We start from the raw sequence: 17,499 nt of genomic DNA, 5'->3' as shown, positions 1-17,499 counted from the left end.
CTACCCCGCCCCCACGTAGGAGCCCACGAGGGCCGTGGTGATCAGCGCCCAGCCGTCGACGACGACGAAGAGCAGCAGCTTGAACGGCAGCGACACGATGGTCGGCGGGACCATCATCATGCCGAGCGCCATGAGCGCGGCGCTGACGAGCATGTCGAGCACCAGGAACGGGATGAAGATGACCAGCCCGATGATGAAGGCGCTCTTCAGCTCCGACAGGACGAACGCCGGGATCAGCGTCGTCATGCTGACCTGCGTCGGATCCGCCGGGGCCTCCTCGCCGGAGAGCCCGATCATCAGCTGCAGCTCGTCCTCGCGGGTGTTCGCGAGCAGGAACTCCCGCAGCGGCACGACGCCGGCGTCGTAGGCCTGGGACACCGACATCGCGCCGTCCATGTACGGCTGGACGGCGATCTCGTTGATGTCGGAGAACACCGGGCCCATGACGAAGAGCGTCAGGAACAGCGCGATGCCGGTGAGCACCTGGTTCGGCGGCGAGGTCGCCATGCCGAGCGCGTTCCGGGTCAGCCCCAGCACCACGATGATCTTGGTGAACGAGGTGGCCAGCAGCAGCACCGACGGCGCGACCGACAGCACCGTGATAGCCAGGATCAGGGTGATCGAGCTGCTGGGGGAGCCGTCGCCGATGGAGATGTCCACGGCCCCGCCGACCTCGGGCGCCGTGGGCGCCGTCGGGGCGGTGGGCGCGGTCGGTGCGGCCGTGGCCGGGCCGGCGAGGACGACCGCCGCCACCGCGGCGACCAGCAGCGCCACCAGGACGACGAGCGCGCGGCCCCGCGTCCGGTGGCCCGGCAGGCGCACGGCGGCCGTCATGACCGGCGGACCGTGCGCTCGCGGAGCTCGTCGACCAGCGTGCCCCAGCCGTTCCGGTCGAGGACCGAGCCGGCGAGCACGCCGTCGGAGGAGCGTGCCGCCTGGGCCGGGATGGCCGGGGTCCCGGCGTCCGGCGCCGCTGCTGCCTTCGGCCGGGCCGGGGCACCGCGCTCGGCCAGGACGGCGTCGACGGCCTCGCCGTCGACCTCCGCGAGCAGGGTGACCTGCTCCTCGGTGGCCCCGATGACCAGGACGACGTCGGCGATGCGGACCACGTTCACCGAGCTGGCGCGGCCCAGCCGCTGGCGGGCGACGACCTGGATGAGGCCGTTCCCCTGGCCCAGGCCCTTCTTCTTCGCCAGCCGGGCGGCGAACCAGAGGACGCCGCCGATGAGGGCGAGGGACAGGAAGAGCCGGATGATCATCCAGGTCATGAGGCCGCGGCCCCCAGCTCGGCGGCGTCGGTGACGATCTCGCTGATCCGCAGCCCGAAGTCCTCGTCGACGACGACGACCTCGCCGCGCGCGATGAGGGTGCCGTTGACGAGCAGGTCGGCGGGGGCGCTGGCGGCGCGGTCGAGCTCGACGACCTCGCCCGGGTGCAGCGAGAGCAGCTCCTGCACCGTCATGCGGGTCCGCCCGATCTCGACGGTGACCTCCATGGCGACGTGCCGCAGGAGCTCCAGGCTGCCGCGCTGCTCGCGGGCCGCGGGCAGCGTCACCTGGAGGGCGAGCGTGGCCTGGTGCTCGCCGTCGCCCATGAGGGGGACGGCGACGAACATGCCCTTGTCGCGCAGCCCGTCCAGGGCGGCGACCGGCTCCTCGGTGCGCTCCGAGGCGACCCGCACCCGGCCGAGCGTGGCCGCGGCGGCCTCGAGGGCCGGGCGGAGCGCCGCGGAGACGTCCATCTGGCCGACGGGGGAGTTCTGCAGCGCGTCGACGACGTCGCCGGAGACGACGAGCACGACGTCGCCGGAGACCTCACCGGACAGGCCGGCGGTGACGGCGAGGGCGGCCGTCGGCGGCAGCGGCACGGTGTCCGGGTCGCTGACGGGGGCGCCCGCGGTCAGCGCCGAGGTCGAGGGGACCAGGGCGGCGGCCGCGCGGGCGGCCGCGGCGACGACCGCCGTGACGGTCTGGGAGTCCTGCGAGTCGGTGCGGGGCGCGGTCATGCGGAGTCCTTCGCGGCGTGCGGGGCGTGCGGGGTGGGGACGATCGAGGCGGCGAGTCGGCGCCGGTGGTTGCTGGCGATCGCGTAGGCGAACGTCACGTCGTTGGTCGTGACCTCCAGCGGGCTGTCCCGCGGGTGGCGGAGCAGCAGCACGTCGTCGACGGCGAGGGAGAGCAGGTCGGAGGAGGAGACGGTGAGCGGCGCGAAGCGGACGCTGACGTCCACCGGCACGAGGTTCAGCCGGTCGATCAGCGCCTCGCGGGCCCGTTGCCGCTTGCGCAGCGCGGACTCCGAGAGCTGCGGGGAGGCGGCGTTGTTGAGGGCCTGGGCGAAGGAGGAGAACGGCAGGACGACGGTCGCCTCGCCCTCGCGGCTGCCGACGGACATCGCGAAGCTCGCCACCATGACGGTGTCGGAGCCGGCGGCGGCCTGGGCGAGCTGCGGGTTGTACTCGCGGCCGGCGAGCACCGGCTGGATCTGGGTGACCGGCGCCAGCGAGACCGCGAACTCGTCGAGCAGCCGCTCCAGCAGGTGATTGGTGATGGTGGTCTCCATCGCCGTCATCGGCCGGTTCGGCTGCGCGGCGGCGCCGGAACCGCCGAGCATGTGGTCGACCATCGCCATGGCCATGTCGAGGGGGAAGGCCAGCAGGCCCTTCCCGGCGAGCGGCTCGAGGGTGAAGGTGGACATGAAGGTCGGGTTGGGCAGCGTCCCGACGTAGTCGTCGTAGGAGAACTGCTCGATCCCCCCGAGCTCCAGGCGCGCACCGGCGCGCAGGAACGTCGTCAGGATCGTCGTCGCCTGCCGGGCGAAGCCCTCCTGCGCGATCTGCATGACCCGCACGTGCTCGCGGGAGAGCTTGGTCGGGCGCCGGAAGTCGTAGGTGCGTGGCTCACCGCGGCGGCTACGGGTGCTCGCGACGGCCGGGGCCGGCGCGGGGGCGGGGGCCGGGGCCGGCGCGGCGGCCGGGGCCGGTCCGGTCTCGGGGGTGGTCACGCATGACCTCATCGGCGGGGACCGGCAGCACCCTGACCGGGTCCCGAGGGGGGTCCGAGCCGGCCGGGGAGCGTGGGACCGGTGGTGCGGGTGGTGCGCGGCAGGGGTGCCCTCCGGACTCGGAGGACACCCCTGCGTGGTCGCGTGTGCGCTGGTCGGGCGGGCGTTACTGCGTCACGTACTCCGTGTAGTAGATGCCCATGACCATCGGGACGCCGTCCTCGGTGTACGCCTCGATGATCTTCTTCTCCAGGGACGCCTTCAGCGCGTCCCGGGCACCGGTCACGTCGGTCGGGTTCGCCTGCGAGAAGGTGGAGATGATCGCGTCGTAGGCCTTGGCGCCGTCGACCCCGCCACCGCCGTGGCCGCCGGCGGCGGCCTCGGCCGTGTAGTCCAGCGTGATGCCGATCTTCAGGTACCCGCCGCCGGCGAGGTTGACCGCGATCGGCTCGAGCGCGGTGTAGCCACCGTGCTCCGGAGCCGCGGCCTCCGCCTCGCCCGATCCGGCGAACAGGAAGAAGTAGGCGGCGCCGGCCCCGGCGAGCAGCACGACGGCCAGCATCAGGACGAGCTTCTTCTTCCCGCCCGCGCCCTGGGTCTCCTCACCGTCGGCGGGGGCGGTCTTGTCCTTCTTGCTCATTCGGTCACTCCTCGGTGGGCGGCGTCGAGGCCGGGCAGGAGGGCGTTGGCCTCCGCCGACGCGGTGGACAGGACGACGACGTCGACCCGTCGGTTGACGGTCAGGGCGGTGGGGTCGGACTCGGGCACCAGCGGCCGGGTCGACGAGTAGCCGGTGGCCTGCAGGCGCGGCTGCGGGACCCCGTCGGCGGCCAGGTACCGGACGACCGTGGTGGCGCGGGTCGCGGACAGCTCCCAGTTGGACGGCCACGGACCGCCGGTGGTGACGGGGAGGTGGTTGGCGTGGCCCTCGACCCCGAGCTGGTTGGGCAGCTCGGCGAGGGTGGGGGCGACCGCGCTCAGGATGGCGCGGCCCTCCGGCCGGAGGACGGCCTCCTCGGCGTCGAAGAGCACCTGGTCGGCCACGATGTGCACCACCAGGCCGCGCTCGTCGATCTCGTAGCGGGCGGCCCCGGCGTAGCCGGCCGCGGCGAGCGCGGCCTCGATCCGGTCGCGCGCGGCGGCGAGCTCGTCGTAGGCGGCCTTCGCCTCGGCGGCGATGCGCTCGGCCCGTTCCGCTGCGGCCTGGGCGGCGGCCTTGTCCACCTGGGCCTGCTGCACGGTGGGGTCGGGCGGGATGGCCGAGGCCAGGTCGACCACCCCGGGCAGCCCGTCGAGCACCGAGCCCTCGGGGGTCGCGCTGGTCTGCACGCTGACAGGGGTGCCGAAGGCGTTCGCCATGCCCTTGGCCAGGGCGGCGAACTTCTGCTCGTCCACCTTGCTCATCGCGAACAGCACCACGAACAGCACGAACAGCAACGTCATCATGTCGAAGCCGGACACCAGCCACCGCTCGTGGTTCTCGTGCTCCTCGTGCTCCTCGTGCTTCTTGCCGCGGCGGCGGCCGTGACCGCTGCTCACGGGGTCACGCCGCTTCCTTGGCGACCGAGCCCGGCGGCACGAGCGAGGTCAGCTTGAGGCGGACGGCGCGCGGGCTGGTGCCGGCCTGGATCTCGGCGATGCCCTCGACCAGCAGCTCCATCTGCGCGGCCTGGAGCTCGCTGACGCGCAGGATCTTGGCGCCCATGGGGAGGAACCAGAAGTTGGCGGCCATGACGCCCCAGAGCGTGGCGATGAACGCCGCGGCGACCATCGGGCCGAGTGTCTCCGGGTTGTTCAGGTTCCCCATGACGTTCATCAGGCCGACGATGCAGCCCAGGATGCCGATGGTCGGCGCGTAGCCGCCCATGTTGTTCATGAACTTGGCGGCGACCTTGTCCTCAGCCTTCTTGGCCGCGATCTCGCTCTCCAGGACGGCACGCAGCTCCTCGGGGTCGGTGCCGTCGATGCCCATCTGCAGGCCGCGCTTGAGGAACGGGTCCTCGATCTGCTTGACCTGCGCCTCGAGCGCGAGCAGGCCCTCCTTGCGGGCCTTCTCGGCGAGGCTGACCAGGGTCTGGATCTGGTCGGTCGGCGGGGGCACCTTCGCCGGCATCACGGCCATCTTGAACCAGCTGCCGACCTTCTTGAGGTCGTCCATCGTCTGGCTGGCCGCCGCCGCGCCGAAGGTGGCGATGACGACCAGGACGATCGCCGGCAGGAAGATCAGCGAGGTGGGGTCGGCGCCTTCGAGGATCATGAAGAAGACCAGGGCGACGATCGAGATGGCGAACCCGATCAGGGTGGCCGGATCCACGGATCAGCGCTCCTCTCGGGTCGGGAAGGGGACGACGGACGAGTCGCCGACCGGCTGCTCGGGGACGTGCGGCCGGTAAGCGCCCCGGTCCATCTCGTAGGAGAGGGCCAGGATCCCGGCGCGGTACTCGCGGATCTCCTGCAGCACCTCGGCCACGCTCTCGCGCACCACGTACTTCGTGCCGTCCACCAGGAAGGCGACCGTGTCGGGGTGGCCCTCGACCTTCTCGATCAGGTCGGGGTTCAGCGCGAACTCGTCGCCGTTCAGGCGCGTCACTCGGATCACGGGTCGGTCCTCTTGCTCGGTGGGGGTCGGTGGGGCGTGAACACGGTCCGGGCGGGAACGGCACTCCTGTCTTCGGCCCCGGACGGGGGCTCCTTGAGCCGAAGGTGCTGGCGGGGGACCTGCGACGGCCCGGTCACCCTTTCGGGGTGACCGGGCCGTCGCAGGTGGTGATGTGCTGGACGGCCCCTCCAGGGGCCCGCCACGAGTGCGCCAGGAGATGTCCGGCCGCTCCGGGGAGGGTCGGGCCGCGTCCGCGCGCGGCTCGACCCTGCCCGGCCCGGCTCGAGCCGGGTGTCACCGACGTGTGGCGGGCCGCAGCACGGCGGCCGCTCGTGGCGATCGGGACGTCACGCCCCGGCAGACACCACGCCGCACACCTCGTCAGCGCTTGAGGTTCACCAGGTCCTGGAGGATCTCGTCGGACGCCGTGATGACCCGGCTGTTGGCCTGGAAGCCGCGCTGGGCGACGATCAGCCCGGTGAACTCCTCGCTGAGGTCCACGTTCGACATCTCCAGCGCGCCCGAGCTGAGCACCCCCCGGCCGCCCTGCCCGGCCTGGCCGATCATCGCCACACCGGAGTTGTCGCCCACGCGGAAGGCGGAGTTGCCGGCCTTCTCCAGCCCGCTGGGGTTGTTGAAGGAGGCCATCGCCAGCTGCCCCAGCGCCTGGCGCAGTCCGTTGGAGTAGACGCCGGTGATGGTCCCGTCGTTGCCGAGGCTGAACGACTGCAGGGAGCCCAGGGCGAAGCCGTCGGGCTTGGGGGCCGCGAGGGTGTTGGCGCCACCGAACTGGGTGAGGTCCGGCAGGGCGATCGTGACGTCGATGTCCCAGCTGGCGTACTTGACGGGGTCCAGCGTCGCCGGGTTGAACGAGGGCAACTCGTACGGGTCGGCTGCCGGGGTCAGCTCTCCCGCCGCGTCGAAGGCGATGTCGGTGGGTGGCAGGAAGACGTCGCCGTTGGCGTGGACGACGCTGACCCGCCAGTTGTTGTCGCTCACCTTCTGGATGTTGTAGGCGACCTTCTGCATGACCCCCTGGCTGTCGTACATGTCGGCGCCGACCTGGAAAGTGGTGCCGTCGACGACGTCGGAAGGCAGGTTGCCCACGATGCTGCCGGCCGTCGTCGGCTTCGGGTCGACGATCTGGCCGTAGGGCACGACCAGGTCCTGGACCGGGCCGTTCGCGTTCACGACGCCGTTCGCGTCGGCCACCCAGCCCTGCAGGATGGAGCCGTCGGGGGTGACCAGCTTGCCGCTGGCGTCGAAGTCGAAGGAGCCCGCCCGGGTGAACAGCTGCTGCCCGCCCGCGCCCTCGACGACGAAGAACCCGTCGCCCTCGATCATGAAGTCGGTCGAGCGCCCGGTGGACTGCGCCGCACCGTTGGTCCAGTTGGTGGTGATCCCGGCGAGCTTCACGCCCAGACCGATCTGCGCCGGGTTCGTGCCACCGCGGTCGGCCGCCGGCTGACCACCGGCCCGCACGACCTGGGAGAGCGTGTCCTGGAAGACGGTCGCGCTGCCCTTGAAGCCGACGGTGTTGACGTTGGCGATGTTGTTGCCGGTGACGTCCATCTTGGTCTGGTGGGCACGAAGGCCGGAGATGGCGGAGAACATGGAGCGGAGCATCGGGGGGTTCCCTCCGGGTGGGGGCTCGGGTGGGGGAGCGCGGTTCGGCGCGGGGTCTGGGTGGGCGTCAGCGCGTGCCGACGTCGGTGATCCGGCCCACGGGCACGGCGACGCCGCCGATGGTGGCCTCGGCCTCGGATTTGTCGGTGGCCAGGCGGACCGAGCTGACGACGCCGGTCTTCGAGGCGCCGGTCGAGTCGGTGTACGTGACCGTCTGGCCGACCATCGCCCCGGCGCTGCTGGAGCGCTGCAGGGCCAGCATCGAGGCGTTCTGCTTGGCGATCTCCTCGAGCTTCTCCACCTGGCTGAACGTGGCCGTCTGGGCCATCAGCTGGTTGGTGTCGGCCGGGTTGCCCGGGTCCTGGTACTTCATCTGGGCGACCAGCAGCTTGAGGAAGGTGTCCTTCCCCATCTGGTCACCGCGGTCGACGGCGGTCGTGGCGGAGTACGTCGCGGTCGCCCCGGTGGTGGCGCTGACTGCGTCCGGCATGGTCGGCTCCTCGCTCTCAGACGCGCACGTCCACGCCGGACGACGTGGATCGGTTCTGGAGGGCGGCACGCCCCTCTCCGGTATCGGCAGGGCGACCACCGGGTCGTGACCACTCGCCGGCCGGGTGCTGCCGTCCGCCCCGGCTCTCTGTGTCCTGCCGGGCCTGCTGCTCGGCGGCGTGCCGGGAGAGCCAGGAGCCGCCCGCGTCGGCGTCCACCTCGACCCGCGACGGGCTGAGCCCGGCGGCCTCCAGGTCACGGCGGAGCTCGGGAAGGGCGTCCAGCAGGGCCGCGCGGCCGAGCTCGTGGGCGCCGCGCAGGGTCAGGTCGAGCACGCCCTCGGCCACGGTGACCTGCAGCTGCACCGGCCCGAGGGTCTCGGGGGTGAGCACGAGGGTCATCGTGTGGGAGCCGGTGCCGGCGCCGCTCAGGACCGCCACCTGGCGGGAGACCTGGCCGGAGACAGGCAGGGCGGCACCGTCGCCGGTGACGGGGGCGCTCACCGGTGCGGTGGCTGCGACGGGCGCGGGGCCGGTGGCTCCGGTGACCGCTGGGAGGCCCTCGGCATCCGGGGCGGGAACCGCGGCGGCGGTCGGCTCCGCCCCGGCCGCGGGGTCGCCGGCACCGGGCTGCTGCCCGGGCGCTCCGGCGACCGGCAGACCGGGGGTGGCGGTCGCGGCGGTCGCCGTCGTGGCAGCGTGGGTGGACGGCGCCGGGGTCGGGTGCTCCGCGGCCGGTCGCGACGGCGCGGGGGAGCCGGCGACGACGGCGAGCCCCGGTGCGCCGGCGTGCCCGGTGGCCCGCCCGCGCGCCGCCCCGTCGCCGACGACGGCGGTGACCTCCACGGCCCGGGCCGAGGCCGTGGCCGGCAAGTCGGGGCCGGGTCGCCCGGTGGGCGGGCTGCCGGGCACCGGTGCGCCGGCAACGACCGGGAGGACGGCACCGGGCACGGGTGCGGCTCCGTCCGGGTCCGTCGCCACGGGCACCGGCAGGGCCTGCGCGGCGGTGGCCCCGGCTGCCCCGGGGGCGGTGGCCGCCGCGGTGTCCGGAGAGCCTGCGGCGACCGCGGGGCCAGCCGGGCCGGCGGCGCCTGCGGCCGTCTGCGTGGCGGCCTCGCCCCGGACCAGCGCCCACACGGCGGCGGCCACGGTCACCGCGGCGGTGTCCACGACCGGCGCGGCGACCGACTCCTCGGCGGGGACGGTCTCCTCGCCCGGGGTCTCGCCGGAGGGCTGCTCCCGGCCCTCGGCGCCGGCGTCGCGCACACCGTCGGCCAGCGCGCCGTCGAGGGCGGAGGCGAACGGTGCCGCGCTCTCGCCCGCCCCGCCGGTGGAAGACGCGGCGGACGCGGCACGCGCAGCCGGAGCGGCAGTGGTCACGGGTGCGGTCATCGGTAGGCCTCCGCCTTGCTCATCACGGACCGGACGTAGTTCTGGGTCTCCGGGTAGGGCGGGATGCCGCCGTAGCGGCTCACCGTCCCCGGCCCGGCGTTGTAGGCCGCCAGCGCGAGCTCCGTGGTGCCGAACTGCCGGGTCAGCGAGCTCAGGCAGCGGGCCGCGCCGTCGATGGCCGAGGACGGGTCCAGCGCGTCGACGCCGAGCCCCTTCGCCGTCGCAGGCATGAACTGCATGAGGCCCTGGGCGCCGGCCGGGGAGACGGCCGAGGTGTCGAAGCCGGACTCCTGCTTGGCGACCGCGGCCAGCAGCGAGGCCTCCACGCCGTGCCTGCTGGCCGCCCGCTGGAACAGGTCCGCGTAGGGGACGCCGGCCAGCGCCCCCGCAGCCGTCGGGACGGAGGGGGAGACGGCGGCCTCCGGCAGCACCCTGCGGATCACCGTCGGGTTGCCGACCGCCTGGACCTTCACCGTCTCCCCGGCCTGGGGCGCGGCGACCATCTGGCCGTTGCCCAGGTAGATGCCCACGTGGTCGATGCCCGCGCGGGAGGAGGAGTGGTCGAAGAAGACCAGGTCGCCGGGGCGCGCGGAGGCGAGCGAGGCGACGGCCTTGCCGGCGGTCGCCTGCTGGGAGGAGGTGCGCGGCAGGTCGATCCCCAGGTTGCCGAACACGAGCTTGGTGAAGCCGGAGCAGTCGAGGCCCGTGCGGGGGTCGGTGCCGCCCCACAGGTAGGGGACGCCGAGGTACTTCTGGGCCTCGGCGACCACCGCGCTCTCCGAGGCGGTGGCGGTGGCGGAGGTCGCCGCGCCGGCCGCGGTGCTGCCGGTGAGGCCGGCGGCGCCGGCGGCGGACGCCCACGCCGCGGACGACGACGTCCGCGGGACCGCCGGCTGGAAGCGGGCCTGGATCTCGGCGATCCGGGACTGCACCGCGCTCACCCCGTCCATGCCGTCCCCCTGTCCGTGTCTGTGTCCGTCTCCGTGTCGTCGGCTGCCTCCGAGGCGGTGTCCGTGGCCGCGACCCGGCCGGCGCGGCCCGTGACCAGGTCGTCCACGGCCCGCACCTCGGCGGCGTCCGCGGCCTGCTGCTCGGCCACCCGGTGCCGCTCGGCCAGCCGCTCGAGCGCCTTCGTCCGGCGCGCGGCGGCGGTCCACTCCGCGCGCACGGCCTCGGCCTGCTCGGCCTGCGCCGTGGCGAGCGAGCGGGCGTCGGCGGCGTCGGTCGCCGCCGTCCGCAGCAGCACCATGGCCGCCACGAAAGAGCCGGCCGGCAGTGAGGGCGGGAGCAGGGCACCGGCCAGCGCCGTCTCCTGCTCGGTGGCCCGCCGGGCGGCCTCGCCGGCGGCGTTCGCCGCGGCGGCTGCGGCGGCGGCCGCGGCTCGCTCCTCGGTGCGACGCAGCTCGAGGACCGGCTGCAGCCGGAACGCCGCGCGCTTCACGCGCCCCTCACGATGCGCTGCAGCCAGGCCCACGCCTCCGGCGCCGGCGTCGACTCCCCGAGCGGCTGCTGCAGGAAGGCGTCGATCTGGGGCGCGAGCAGGCGGGCCCGGTCCACCATCGGGTCGCTGCCGGCCTGGTAGGCGCCGATCTCGATCAGCTCGCGCACGTCCCGGAGGGCACCCATGAGCCGGCGGATCTCGCGGGCGTCGGCCATCTGCGCGGGAGGCACCACGGCGCCTGCGACGCGGGAGATCGACTCCAGGACGTCGATGGCGGGGAAGTGCCCGGCCGTGGCCAGTGTGCGGGTGAGCACGACGTGCCCGTCGAGGATGGAGCGCGCCGTGTCGGCGATCGGCTCGTTGTGGTCGTCACCCTCGACGAGCACCGTGTACAGCCCGGTGATCGACCCGACCGCGCCGGTGCCGGCCTTCTCCAGGAGCTGCGGCATCATCGCGAAGACGCTCGGGGGGTAGCCCCGCGTGGCCGGCGGCTCGCCCGCGGAGAGGCCGACCTCGCGCTGCGCCATGGCTGTGCGGGTGATGGAGTCCATGAGCAGCAGGACGTCGCGGCCCTGGTCGCGGAAGGCCTCCGCGATGCGGGTGGCGACGAAGGCGGCCTTGAGGCGCACGAGCGGCGGCTCGTCGGAGGTGGCCACCACGACGACCGTGCGGGCCAGGCCCTCGGGGCCGAGGTTCTCCTCGATGAACTCGCGCACCTCGCGGCCGCGCTCGCCGATGAGGCCGATGACGCGCACGTCGGCGTCGGTGCCGCGGGTGATCTGGGCGAGCAGGCTGGACTTGCCGACGCCGGAGCCGGCGAAGATGCCCAGGCGCTGGCCCTTGCCGCAGGGGACGAGGGTGTCCAGCGCGCGGACGCCGAAGGTGAGCGGCTCCGCGACGCGGGCGCGCGAGAGGGCGTGCGGCGTCTCGGTCTCCAGGTCGACCCACGACACGCGGCCGTCCAGGGCGGGGCCGCCGTCCACGGGGCGGCCGAGACCGTCGAGGACGCGGCCGAGCAGCGCCTCGCCCACCGGGACCTGCAGGGGGCGGCCGGTGGCGCGCACCGCCGCGCCGGCGTGCACGCCGGACAGCCCGCCCAGCGGCATGCAGGTGAGCCGGTCGCGGCCCACCGCCACCACCTCGGCCAGCAGCGGTCGGCCGGTGGGGTCGACCTCGACCAGGTCGCCCACGGCCGCGGTGACGCCGTCGACGCTCAGGGTCAGCCCCATCGCGCCGGTCACCACCCCGGTCACCTGGGGGCGGGCCGCCGCGCGGGCGCGCTCCAGGACGCTCGACGGGACGGTCATGTCCCGAGCACCGCCTGCACCCGCTGCAGCGCCGTGCCCAGCTGCGCGTCGATCCGCCGGGGGCCGGACTCGGCGATCGCGCCGGCCCGCTCCACCGACGGGTCGGCGACCACCCGGACGCTGCCGGGCAGCCCTTCGAGCGCCTCGGCGGGCACCTCGGCGAGGTCGTCGGGGTGCAGCCGCACGACCGCCGGGGCGTCGGCGGGGCAGAAGGTCAGGGCCCGGCGCACCGCGTCCATGACCGGGTCGCTGGTCAGGGCGAGCTCCCGGCCGAGGAGGTCCTCGACGAGGGTGAGCGCGGTGCCGAGGATCGAGTCGCGGATGTCGTCGGCCACCGGCTGGGCGGTCGCCTCCAGCTGCCGGACGGCGGCGTCGAGCGCGGCGGTCGCCGAGACGAGCCGGCGCTCCCACCGGGCCCGCACCTCGGCCAGGCGCGCCTGGGCGTCCCGCTCGGCCTCGGCGACGACGGCCTCCGCGGCCAGCAGGCCTTCGGCGTGACCGGCGGCGTAACCCTCGGTGCGCGCCTGCGCCCGCAGCCGGGTCAGCTCCTCGGCGTAGACGTCGCCGAGGCGGAAGGAGGGCCGGCTCCCGGCGACCGGCTGGTCCTCGGCCCGGCGCACGGTGCTCCGCCGCTCGACGGGCGAGGGCTGGACCGGGACGGCGGGGGAGGCGGCCGCCGGGGCGGCCGCGACCGGTGCCGTGGGGAGGGGGGCGCCGCCCGTCCGCGCAGCCGGGACGGTGGCCACGCCGGCACGGTGCTCGGCCATGACCTCCCGGTAGGGGCGGGCCTGCGCGGCGGAGCCGCCGCGCAGGACCGCGCCCTCCCGGGGCGGCCGGTGACCGGCCTCGGACCCTGTCCATCGGCGCGACCCCGCGCCGTCGTCACGCGACGAACTCATCGTCCCCGCCGCGGTTGATGGTCAGCACGCCCTGCTCCTCGAGGGTGCGGATGACCGCGACGACCTTGGCCTGGGCCTCCTCGACCGTGCGGGTGCGCACCGGGCCGAGCAGCTCGATCTCCTCGGTGAGGTTCTCGGCGGCGCGTTCGGAGAGGTTCCGCTTGATCTTGTCCTGCACGTCGGGCCGCACACCCTTGAGCGCGGTGGCCAGGTCGTTGGCCTCCACCTCGCGCAGCACCAGCTGCAGGGAGCGGTCGTCGATGGTGACGATGTCCTCGAAGACGAACATCTGCGAGCGGACCTGGTCGGCGAGCTCCGGGTCGGTGTTGTCCAGCCACTCGAGGATCGAGCGCTCGGTCGGCCGCGGGGAGCGGTTGATGATCTCCACGAGGGTCTCGACACCGCCGACGGTGGTCATGTCCTGGTGCGCCAGGATCGAGCCCATCCGGCGGCCGAGCTCCTCCTCGACCAGCCGCACCATCTCCGGCGAGGTGCGGTCCATGGTGGCGATGCGGTGGGCGACCTCGGCCTGCTGCTCCGGGGCGAACCCGGAGAGGACCTCGGCCGATTGCGCGGCCGTGAGGTGGGCCAGGACGAGCGCGATGATCTGCGCGTGCTCGTCCTTGAGGAAGGTGACCAGCTGCCGGACGTCGGCGTTGCGCAGGGAGGCGAAGGGCACCTCGGTGTAGACGACGTTGAGCCGCGACAGGATGCCGTCGGCCTTGTCCTGGCCGAGGCCCGCGGCGAGGATCTCGCGGGCGAACTCGACGCCGCCGCGGCCGACGAACTGCTGCGCGGTCATCAGGCCGTGGAACTCGCGCATGACGCCGTCGACGTCCTCGAGCTCCACCGACCCCAGCTTCATGAGCTCGCGGGTGAGCGCCTCGACCTCGCGGGGGCGCAGCTGGGCGAGCAGGACGCCGGCCTCCTCCTTGCTCATCTGGGCGAGGAAGACCGCGGCCTTGCGCAGCCCGGGCAGCTCCGGCCGCGGCGGTACGACGACGGTGCCCGGCTGGATGCTGGCAAGGGTCATGACTTGGTCTCGCTGAGCCAGCCGCGGAGCATCGCCGCGACCTCGTCGGGTCGTTCGCTGACCATCGCCGAGATCTCCCCCCGCACCTTCGCCCGCTCGACCGCCTCGAGCTCCAGGGCCGCGTTGTCGAGCTGGACCTCCTCGCGAGTGCTGGCCACCCGGAGGCGGTCCAGCTCAGCGAGCATCTCCTCGTCGAGCTCCAGCGGCTCGTAGTCCTCCTCCTCGTCGGCACCGCGGCGGGAGCGGAGCCAGACGATGAGGACGACGAGCGCGATCCCGGCCGCGATGCCGCCGGTGCGGATCATCGACCACATCTGCTCGTTCGCCTCGGCCTCGCGCGCGGCCTCCATCGCCGCGGCGGCGTTCTCGGCGGCGGTGGCGTCGAAGGGCAGCGAGGCGACGGTGATGTCGTCGCCGCGGGCCTCGTCGAGGCCGACGGCGGTGACCATCAGGTCCGTCATCTGCTGCTGGTTGAGGTTGCCGGCGACGGCCTGGTCCATCACGACGGAGACGGTGAGCCGGTTCAGCTCCCCGGGGGCGCCCTGCACGACCTCGGTGGTCTCCCCGACGGCGTTGTTCGCCGTGGTGGACTCCTTGTTGTACGTGGACTCGCCGCCGGCGTCCTCCGCGGCGTCGGGCATGTTCTCCGGGCCCAGGACCCCGCCGACCGGGGCGCCGGCGCCGACGTACTCCTCGGTGGTGGTCTGCTCCGAGATCGGCGGGACGTCCTCGTCGAAGGTGTAGGTCTTCGAGGTGGTGCTGCGCTCGGAGAGGTCGACGTCGGCGCGCACGGAGACCACGGAGCGGCCCGGGCCCACGACCGAGTCGAGGATCTTCTGGGCGCTCGCCGACAGCCGGTTCTCGTACTCCTGCTCCACCTGCGACCGCGCGTCGCCGGCGGCTGCCGTCACGCCGGTGCCGGCGGCGGAGAGCACCTGGCCGGTCGAGTCGGCCACGGTGACCTGGTCGGGGTCCATGCCCTGGATGCTCGAGGACACCAGGTTGGTGACCGCCTGGATCTGCTCGCCGGCGAGCGCCGTGCCGGGGGACAGGTCGAGCAGCACCGACGCCGTCGGCGCGGCCTTGTCGGTCACGAAGACCTCGTCCTCGGGGAGCGCCACGTGGACGACGGCGGAGTTGACGCCGGCCAGCGACTCCAGCGTCTTCGCCAGCTCGCCCTCCAGGGCCCGCTGGTAGGTCACCTGCTGCTGGAACTCGCTGGTGGTGATGCCCTGCTCGTCGAGCAGCGCGTAGCCGGTGTCGTTGCCCGCCGGCAGGCCCTGGCCGCTCATGGCCAGCCGCAGGTCGTAGACGGAGTCCTTGGCGACCATGATCGTGCTGCCGCCGTCGGCGAGCTCGTAGGCCACCCCCTGGGCGTTGAGCTCCTCGACGATGGCCGAGGCGTCGCTCGCGGCGAGGTTGGAGAACAGCGGGGCCTGGGTCGGCGTGGTGATCCAGCTGTAGAAGAAGAACCCGCCGAGGGTCAGCCCGGCGAGCAGCAGGCCGATGACGACCTTCTGCCCGAGGCTGATCGTGTCGAACGTGGAGCGGGTGCGCTCCAGCGTCCCGGCGAGTGCCGACTTCATCAGATCTGCATCCTCATGATCTCGTTGAAGGCCGCGACGGCCTGGTTCTTGATCGTCACGACCATCTCGGTCGCCACGCCGGACTCAGCGCTGGCGATCATGTAGTCGTGCACGTCCTTGAGGTCGCCGGTGGCGGCCTGGACGGCGAGCTCGCTGGAGGCCGACTGCTTGGCGCGGAGTTCGTCGAACGTCGCGGCCAGGACGGCGGCGAAGCCGTCGGTGCCCTCGGCCGCGGGGGTGCCGCGCGTGCTGCCGGCGACACCGGTGACGGCACCGAGCCCGACCGGGGTGATGCCGCCGAGCGGGATTGTCATCAGCGCTTCCCGAGCTGCAGCGCCGCCTGGTAGGCGGTGGTGGCCCGCTCGACGACGGCCAGGTTCGCCTGGTAGCCGCGCTGGGCCATCATCATGTGGGTCATCTGGTCACCCAGGTCGATGTCGGGGTACCGCACGTAGCCCTCCGCGTCGGCCAGCGCGTGGTCCGGCTCGTACACCAGCCGGCCCTCCGCGTCGCCGAACTCGGCGCGGGCCACGCGGACCCCGCCCTCGCCGCTGCCGTAGTCGACCGCCTGGGCGACGACGAGCCGCGCCTGGAAGGCGTCCTCGTCGGTGCGGCGCACCGTGTTGATGTTGGCGATGTTGTCGGCGGCGGCGTCGAGCCACTTCCGGTGGGTCATCAGCCCGGACTGGGAGATGCTCAGGGCCTGGAACATGCTCATCGTCAGGACGTCCTCAGGGCGGTGCGGAGCGAGCTGTACCGGCCGTCCAGCGCGTTGAGCGCCAGTTGGTAGCGCAGCCCGGTCTCGGTGGCGATGACGGTCTCCGCATCCAGGTTGACGTTGTTGCCGTTGGTGTTGGTCGGCTCGAGCGAGCGGGCGGTCGTGCCGCCGGAGATCACCGGCGTGGAACCGCTCCGGACGGCCCCGCGCAGCGACGTCTCGAAGTCGGTCCGACCGGCGAGGAAGCCGGGCGTGTTGACGTTCGCGATGTTGTCGGCGGTGACGCGCTGCCGCTGTGCGAGCCCGGCGAGGGCCGCCTTCAGGACCGTCGAGGTGGCGTCGGGGATCATCGAGCGGATCCTCGGCGGGTGGAGCAGGACACGATCGACCTCCGGGTACGCGGAACACACTCGCGAGCGAGTGCAGGGCCGCCGATCCGTGGCGAAGGTGGTGCTCTCCGTGCACACCTCTCATCGGCACGCGCCGCTACCCGCATGACCGCGCCCCCGGCACGGAAGGGGCGGCAGGAGCCGGGTGGGGCGGCGGTGACGACTGTGACCACCGCCCGAACCCGAACGCTGCCGGAGCGTGCCCGCCCCGGAAGGCGACGGAGCCCCGCTCCCCGAGGCGGGGGAGCGGGGCTCCGGACGTGCGGTGCGGCGGTCAGAGGGCGCGGTCGACGAACGAGGCGACGGGCCGGCTGGGGGCGTAGGACATGCGGGCGGCCAGGTCGCGCTGGCGCTGGGACTGCATGATCCGCTCGACCAGCTCCTCGGCGACGGCGAGCTGGTGCTGCAGCAGCCGGGCGGCGCGCTCGCGCAGGTCGTCGGGCAGCGGGCCCACGGTCGAGGGCGGGACCCAGTCGTCGATGCGCCGGCCCCAGGAGGCGATCTCCTCGGCGCGGCCGTGCGCCATGGTCTGCTCCGCGGCGAGCACCTCCCCCTCGAGGTGGGTGAGCACCGTGGCCCAGTCGGCGGGCTGCGGTGCGCCGTCCCCTGCCCGTCTCCCGGTCACGATGCCGAGGCTGCGCCGGCGAGGGAGGCCGCGGCCTGGCGCCACGCGTCGCGCAGCGGCTCGACCACCTGGCGGCAGGCCGCGATGCGGTTGCCGTCGAGCTTCACGTTGGCCTGCACCAGCTCGCCGATCAGCCAGTTGTAGAGCGAGGCCAGCCGGGGGCCGCCGTCCCAGACGTCGACCCGCAGGCTGGAGAGGAGCTCGTAGACGATCGCCTGGGCGTGCTGCAGCTGCTCGCTGGCCTCCTGGCGGTCACCGGAGGCCACGGCCAGCTGGGCGCGCTCGAGGTCGAGCGCCAGCCGGTCGTAGAGCATGACCAGCACCTGCTGCGGCGACGCGGTCGCGACCGAGTCGCCGAGGTAGCGGGCGCGGAGGGAGGCGGCACTCATCGGGGGG

General features: G+C 73.7%; 22 protein-coding genes. All 22 read right to left on the bottom strand.

Annotation, left to right across the window (positions count from 1 at the left end):
• On the bottom strand, positions 1-834 hold the full coding sequence (gene fliP, locus ACI794_RS04760) for a flagellar type III secretion system pore protein FliP (RefSeq protein ID WP_456615764.1): 834 nt from the start codon (positions 832-834) through the stop codon (positions 1-3).
• Positions 831-1,268, bottom strand: coding sequence for a FliO/MopB family protein (locus ACI794_RS04755; protein ID WP_456615763.1), 438 nt, complete (start codon positions 1,266-1,268; stop codon positions 831-833). Before ACI794_RS04755 ends, fliP begins: the two co-directional genes overlap by 4 nt.
• Positions 1,265-2,005 (bottom strand): flagellar motor switch protein FliN, encoded by a 741-nt coding sequence (gene fliN / locus ACI794_RS04750; RefSeq protein ID WP_456600942.1) that lies wholly within the window; start codon positions 2,003-2,005, stop codon positions 1,265-1,267. Before fliN ends, ACI794_RS04755 begins: the two co-directional genes overlap by 4 nt.
• The gene (locus tag ACI794_RS04745; protein WP_456579333.1) at positions 2,002-3,000 is read right to left on the bottom strand and encodes a flagellar motor switch protein FliM; all 999 of its coding nucleotides are present in this window, start codon (positions 2,998-3,000) and stop codon (positions 2,002-2,004) included. Before ACI794_RS04745 ends, fliN begins: the two co-directional genes overlap by 4 nt.
• A gap of 166 nt (positions 3,001-3,166) precedes the next feature.
• Entirely contained in the window at positions 3,167-3,640 is a 474-nt protein-coding gene (locus tag ACI794_RS04740; RefSeq protein ID WP_456600941.1) for a flagellar basal body-associated FliL family protein, read from the bottom strand.
• A complete protein-coding gene (locus ACI794_RS04735) occupies positions 3,637-4,539 on the bottom strand; it encodes a flagellar motor protein MotB (RefSeq protein WP_456615762.1) in 903 nt (300 codons plus the stop codon). Before ACI794_RS04735 ends, ACI794_RS04740 begins: the two co-directional genes overlap by 4 nt.
• 4 nt (positions 4,540-4,543) lie before the next feature.
• Entirely contained in the window at positions 4,544-5,314 is a 771-nt protein-coding gene (locus ACI794_RS04730; RefSeq protein WP_456600939.1) for a motility protein A, read from the bottom strand.
• 3 nt (positions 5,315-5,317) lie between these two features.
• Positions 5,318-5,599 carry a flagellar FlbD family protein gene (locus ACI794_RS04725; RefSeq protein ID WP_456600938.1) on the bottom strand — a complete coding sequence of 94 codons (282 nt, stop codon included), beginning with the start codon at positions 5,597-5,599 and terminating at the stop codon, positions 5,318-5,320.
• 381 nt (positions 5,600-5,980) lie between these two features.
• Positions 5,981-7,213: a flagellar hook protein FlgE gene (locus ACI794_RS04720; protein WP_456615761.1), complete on the bottom strand. Its 1,233-nt coding sequence runs from the start codon at positions 7,211-7,213 to the stop codon at positions 5,981-5,983.
• Between the two features lie 79 nt (positions 7,214-7,292).
• Positions 7,293-7,715 (bottom strand): flagellar hook assembly protein FlgD, encoded by a 423-nt coding sequence (locus tag ACI794_RS04715; RefSeq protein WP_456600936.1) that lies wholly within the window; start codon positions 7,713-7,715, stop codon positions 7,293-7,295.
• A gap of 16 nt (positions 7,716-7,731) precedes the next feature.
• Positions 7,732-9,105, bottom strand: coding sequence for a flagellar hook-length control protein FliK (locus ACI794_RS04710; protein ID WP_456615760.1), 1,374 nt, complete (start codon positions 9,103-9,105; stop codon positions 7,732-7,734).
• Positions 9,102-10,055 carry a transglycosylase SLT domain-containing protein gene (locus ACI794_RS04705; RefSeq protein ID WP_456615759.1) on the bottom strand — a complete coding sequence of 318 codons (954 nt, stop codon included), beginning with the start codon at positions 10,053-10,055 and terminating at the stop codon, positions 9,102-9,104. The genes ACI794_RS04710 and ACI794_RS04705 overlap by 4 nt, the downstream gene beginning before the upstream one ends.
• On the bottom strand, positions 10,043-10,546 hold the full coding sequence (locus tag ACI794_RS04700) for a flagellar FliJ family protein (RefSeq protein WP_456615758.1): 504 nt from the start codon (positions 10,544-10,546) through the stop codon (positions 10,043-10,045). Before ACI794_RS04700 ends, ACI794_RS04705 begins: the two co-directional genes overlap by 13 nt.
• Positions 10,543-11,853 carry a FliI/YscN family ATPase gene (locus ACI794_RS04695; protein ID WP_456615757.1) on the bottom strand — a complete coding sequence of 437 codons (1,311 nt, stop codon included), beginning with the start codon at positions 11,851-11,853 and terminating at the stop codon, positions 10,543-10,545. The genes ACI794_RS04700 and ACI794_RS04695 overlap by 4 nt, the downstream gene beginning before the upstream one ends.
• Positions 11,850-12,620, bottom strand: coding sequence for a FliH/SctL family protein (locus ACI794_RS04690; RefSeq protein WP_456600931.1), 771 nt, complete (start codon positions 12,618-12,620; stop codon positions 11,850-11,852). Before ACI794_RS04690 ends, ACI794_RS04695 begins: the two co-directional genes overlap by 4 nt.
• A 115-nt stretch (positions 12,621-12,735) precedes the next feature.
• Positions 12,736-13,785 carry a flagellar motor switch protein FliG gene (gene fliG, locus ACI794_RS04685; protein WP_456600930.1) on the bottom strand — a complete coding sequence of 350 codons (1,050 nt, stop codon included), beginning with the start codon at positions 13,783-13,785 and terminating at the stop codon, positions 12,736-12,738.
• Positions 13,782-15,371 (bottom strand): flagellar basal-body MS-ring/collar protein FliF, encoded by a 1,590-nt coding sequence (fliF, locus tag ACI794_RS04680; protein WP_456615756.1) that lies wholly within the window; start codon positions 15,369-15,371, stop codon positions 13,782-13,784. Before fliF ends, fliG begins: the two co-directional genes overlap by 4 nt.
• A complete protein-coding gene (gene fliE, locus ACI794_RS04675; protein ID WP_456600928.1) occupies positions 15,371-15,685 on the bottom strand; it encodes a flagellar hook-basal body complex protein FliE in 315 nt (104 codons plus the stop codon). The genes fliF and fliE overlap by 1 nt, the downstream gene beginning before the upstream one ends.
• On the bottom strand, positions 15,685-16,089 hold the full coding sequence (locus ACI794_RS04670) for a flagellar basal body rod protein FlgC (RefSeq protein WP_456615755.1): 405 nt from the start codon (positions 16,087-16,089) through the stop codon (positions 15,685-15,687). The genes fliE and ACI794_RS04670 overlap by 1 nt, the downstream gene beginning before the upstream one ends.
• Before the next feature lie 2 nt (positions 16,090-16,091).
• On the bottom strand, positions 16,092-16,439 hold the full coding sequence (locus ACI794_RS04665; protein ID WP_456600927.1) for a flagellar basal body rod protein FlgB: 348 nt from the start codon (positions 16,437-16,439) through the stop codon (positions 16,092-16,094).
• Between the two features lie 313 nt (positions 16,440-16,752).
• Positions 16,753-17,103: a hypothetical protein gene (locus ACI794_RS04660; RefSeq protein WP_456600926.1), complete on the bottom strand. Its 351-nt coding sequence runs from the start codon at positions 17,101-17,103 to the stop codon at positions 16,753-16,755.
• A complete protein-coding gene (fliS, locus tag ACI794_RS04655) occupies positions 17,100-17,492 on the bottom strand; it encodes a flagellar export chaperone FliS (protein WP_456600925.1) in 393 nt (130 codons plus the stop codon). Before fliS ends, ACI794_RS04660 begins: the two co-directional genes overlap by 4 nt.
• Between the last annotated feature and the right edge of the window lie 7 nt (positions 17,493-17,499).

The organism is Blastococcus sp. SYSU DS0541 (assembly GCF_054050875.1).
Note: the sequence above shows the minus strand (reverse complement) of the source record. Positions and strands in the feature narration are given on the sequence as shown.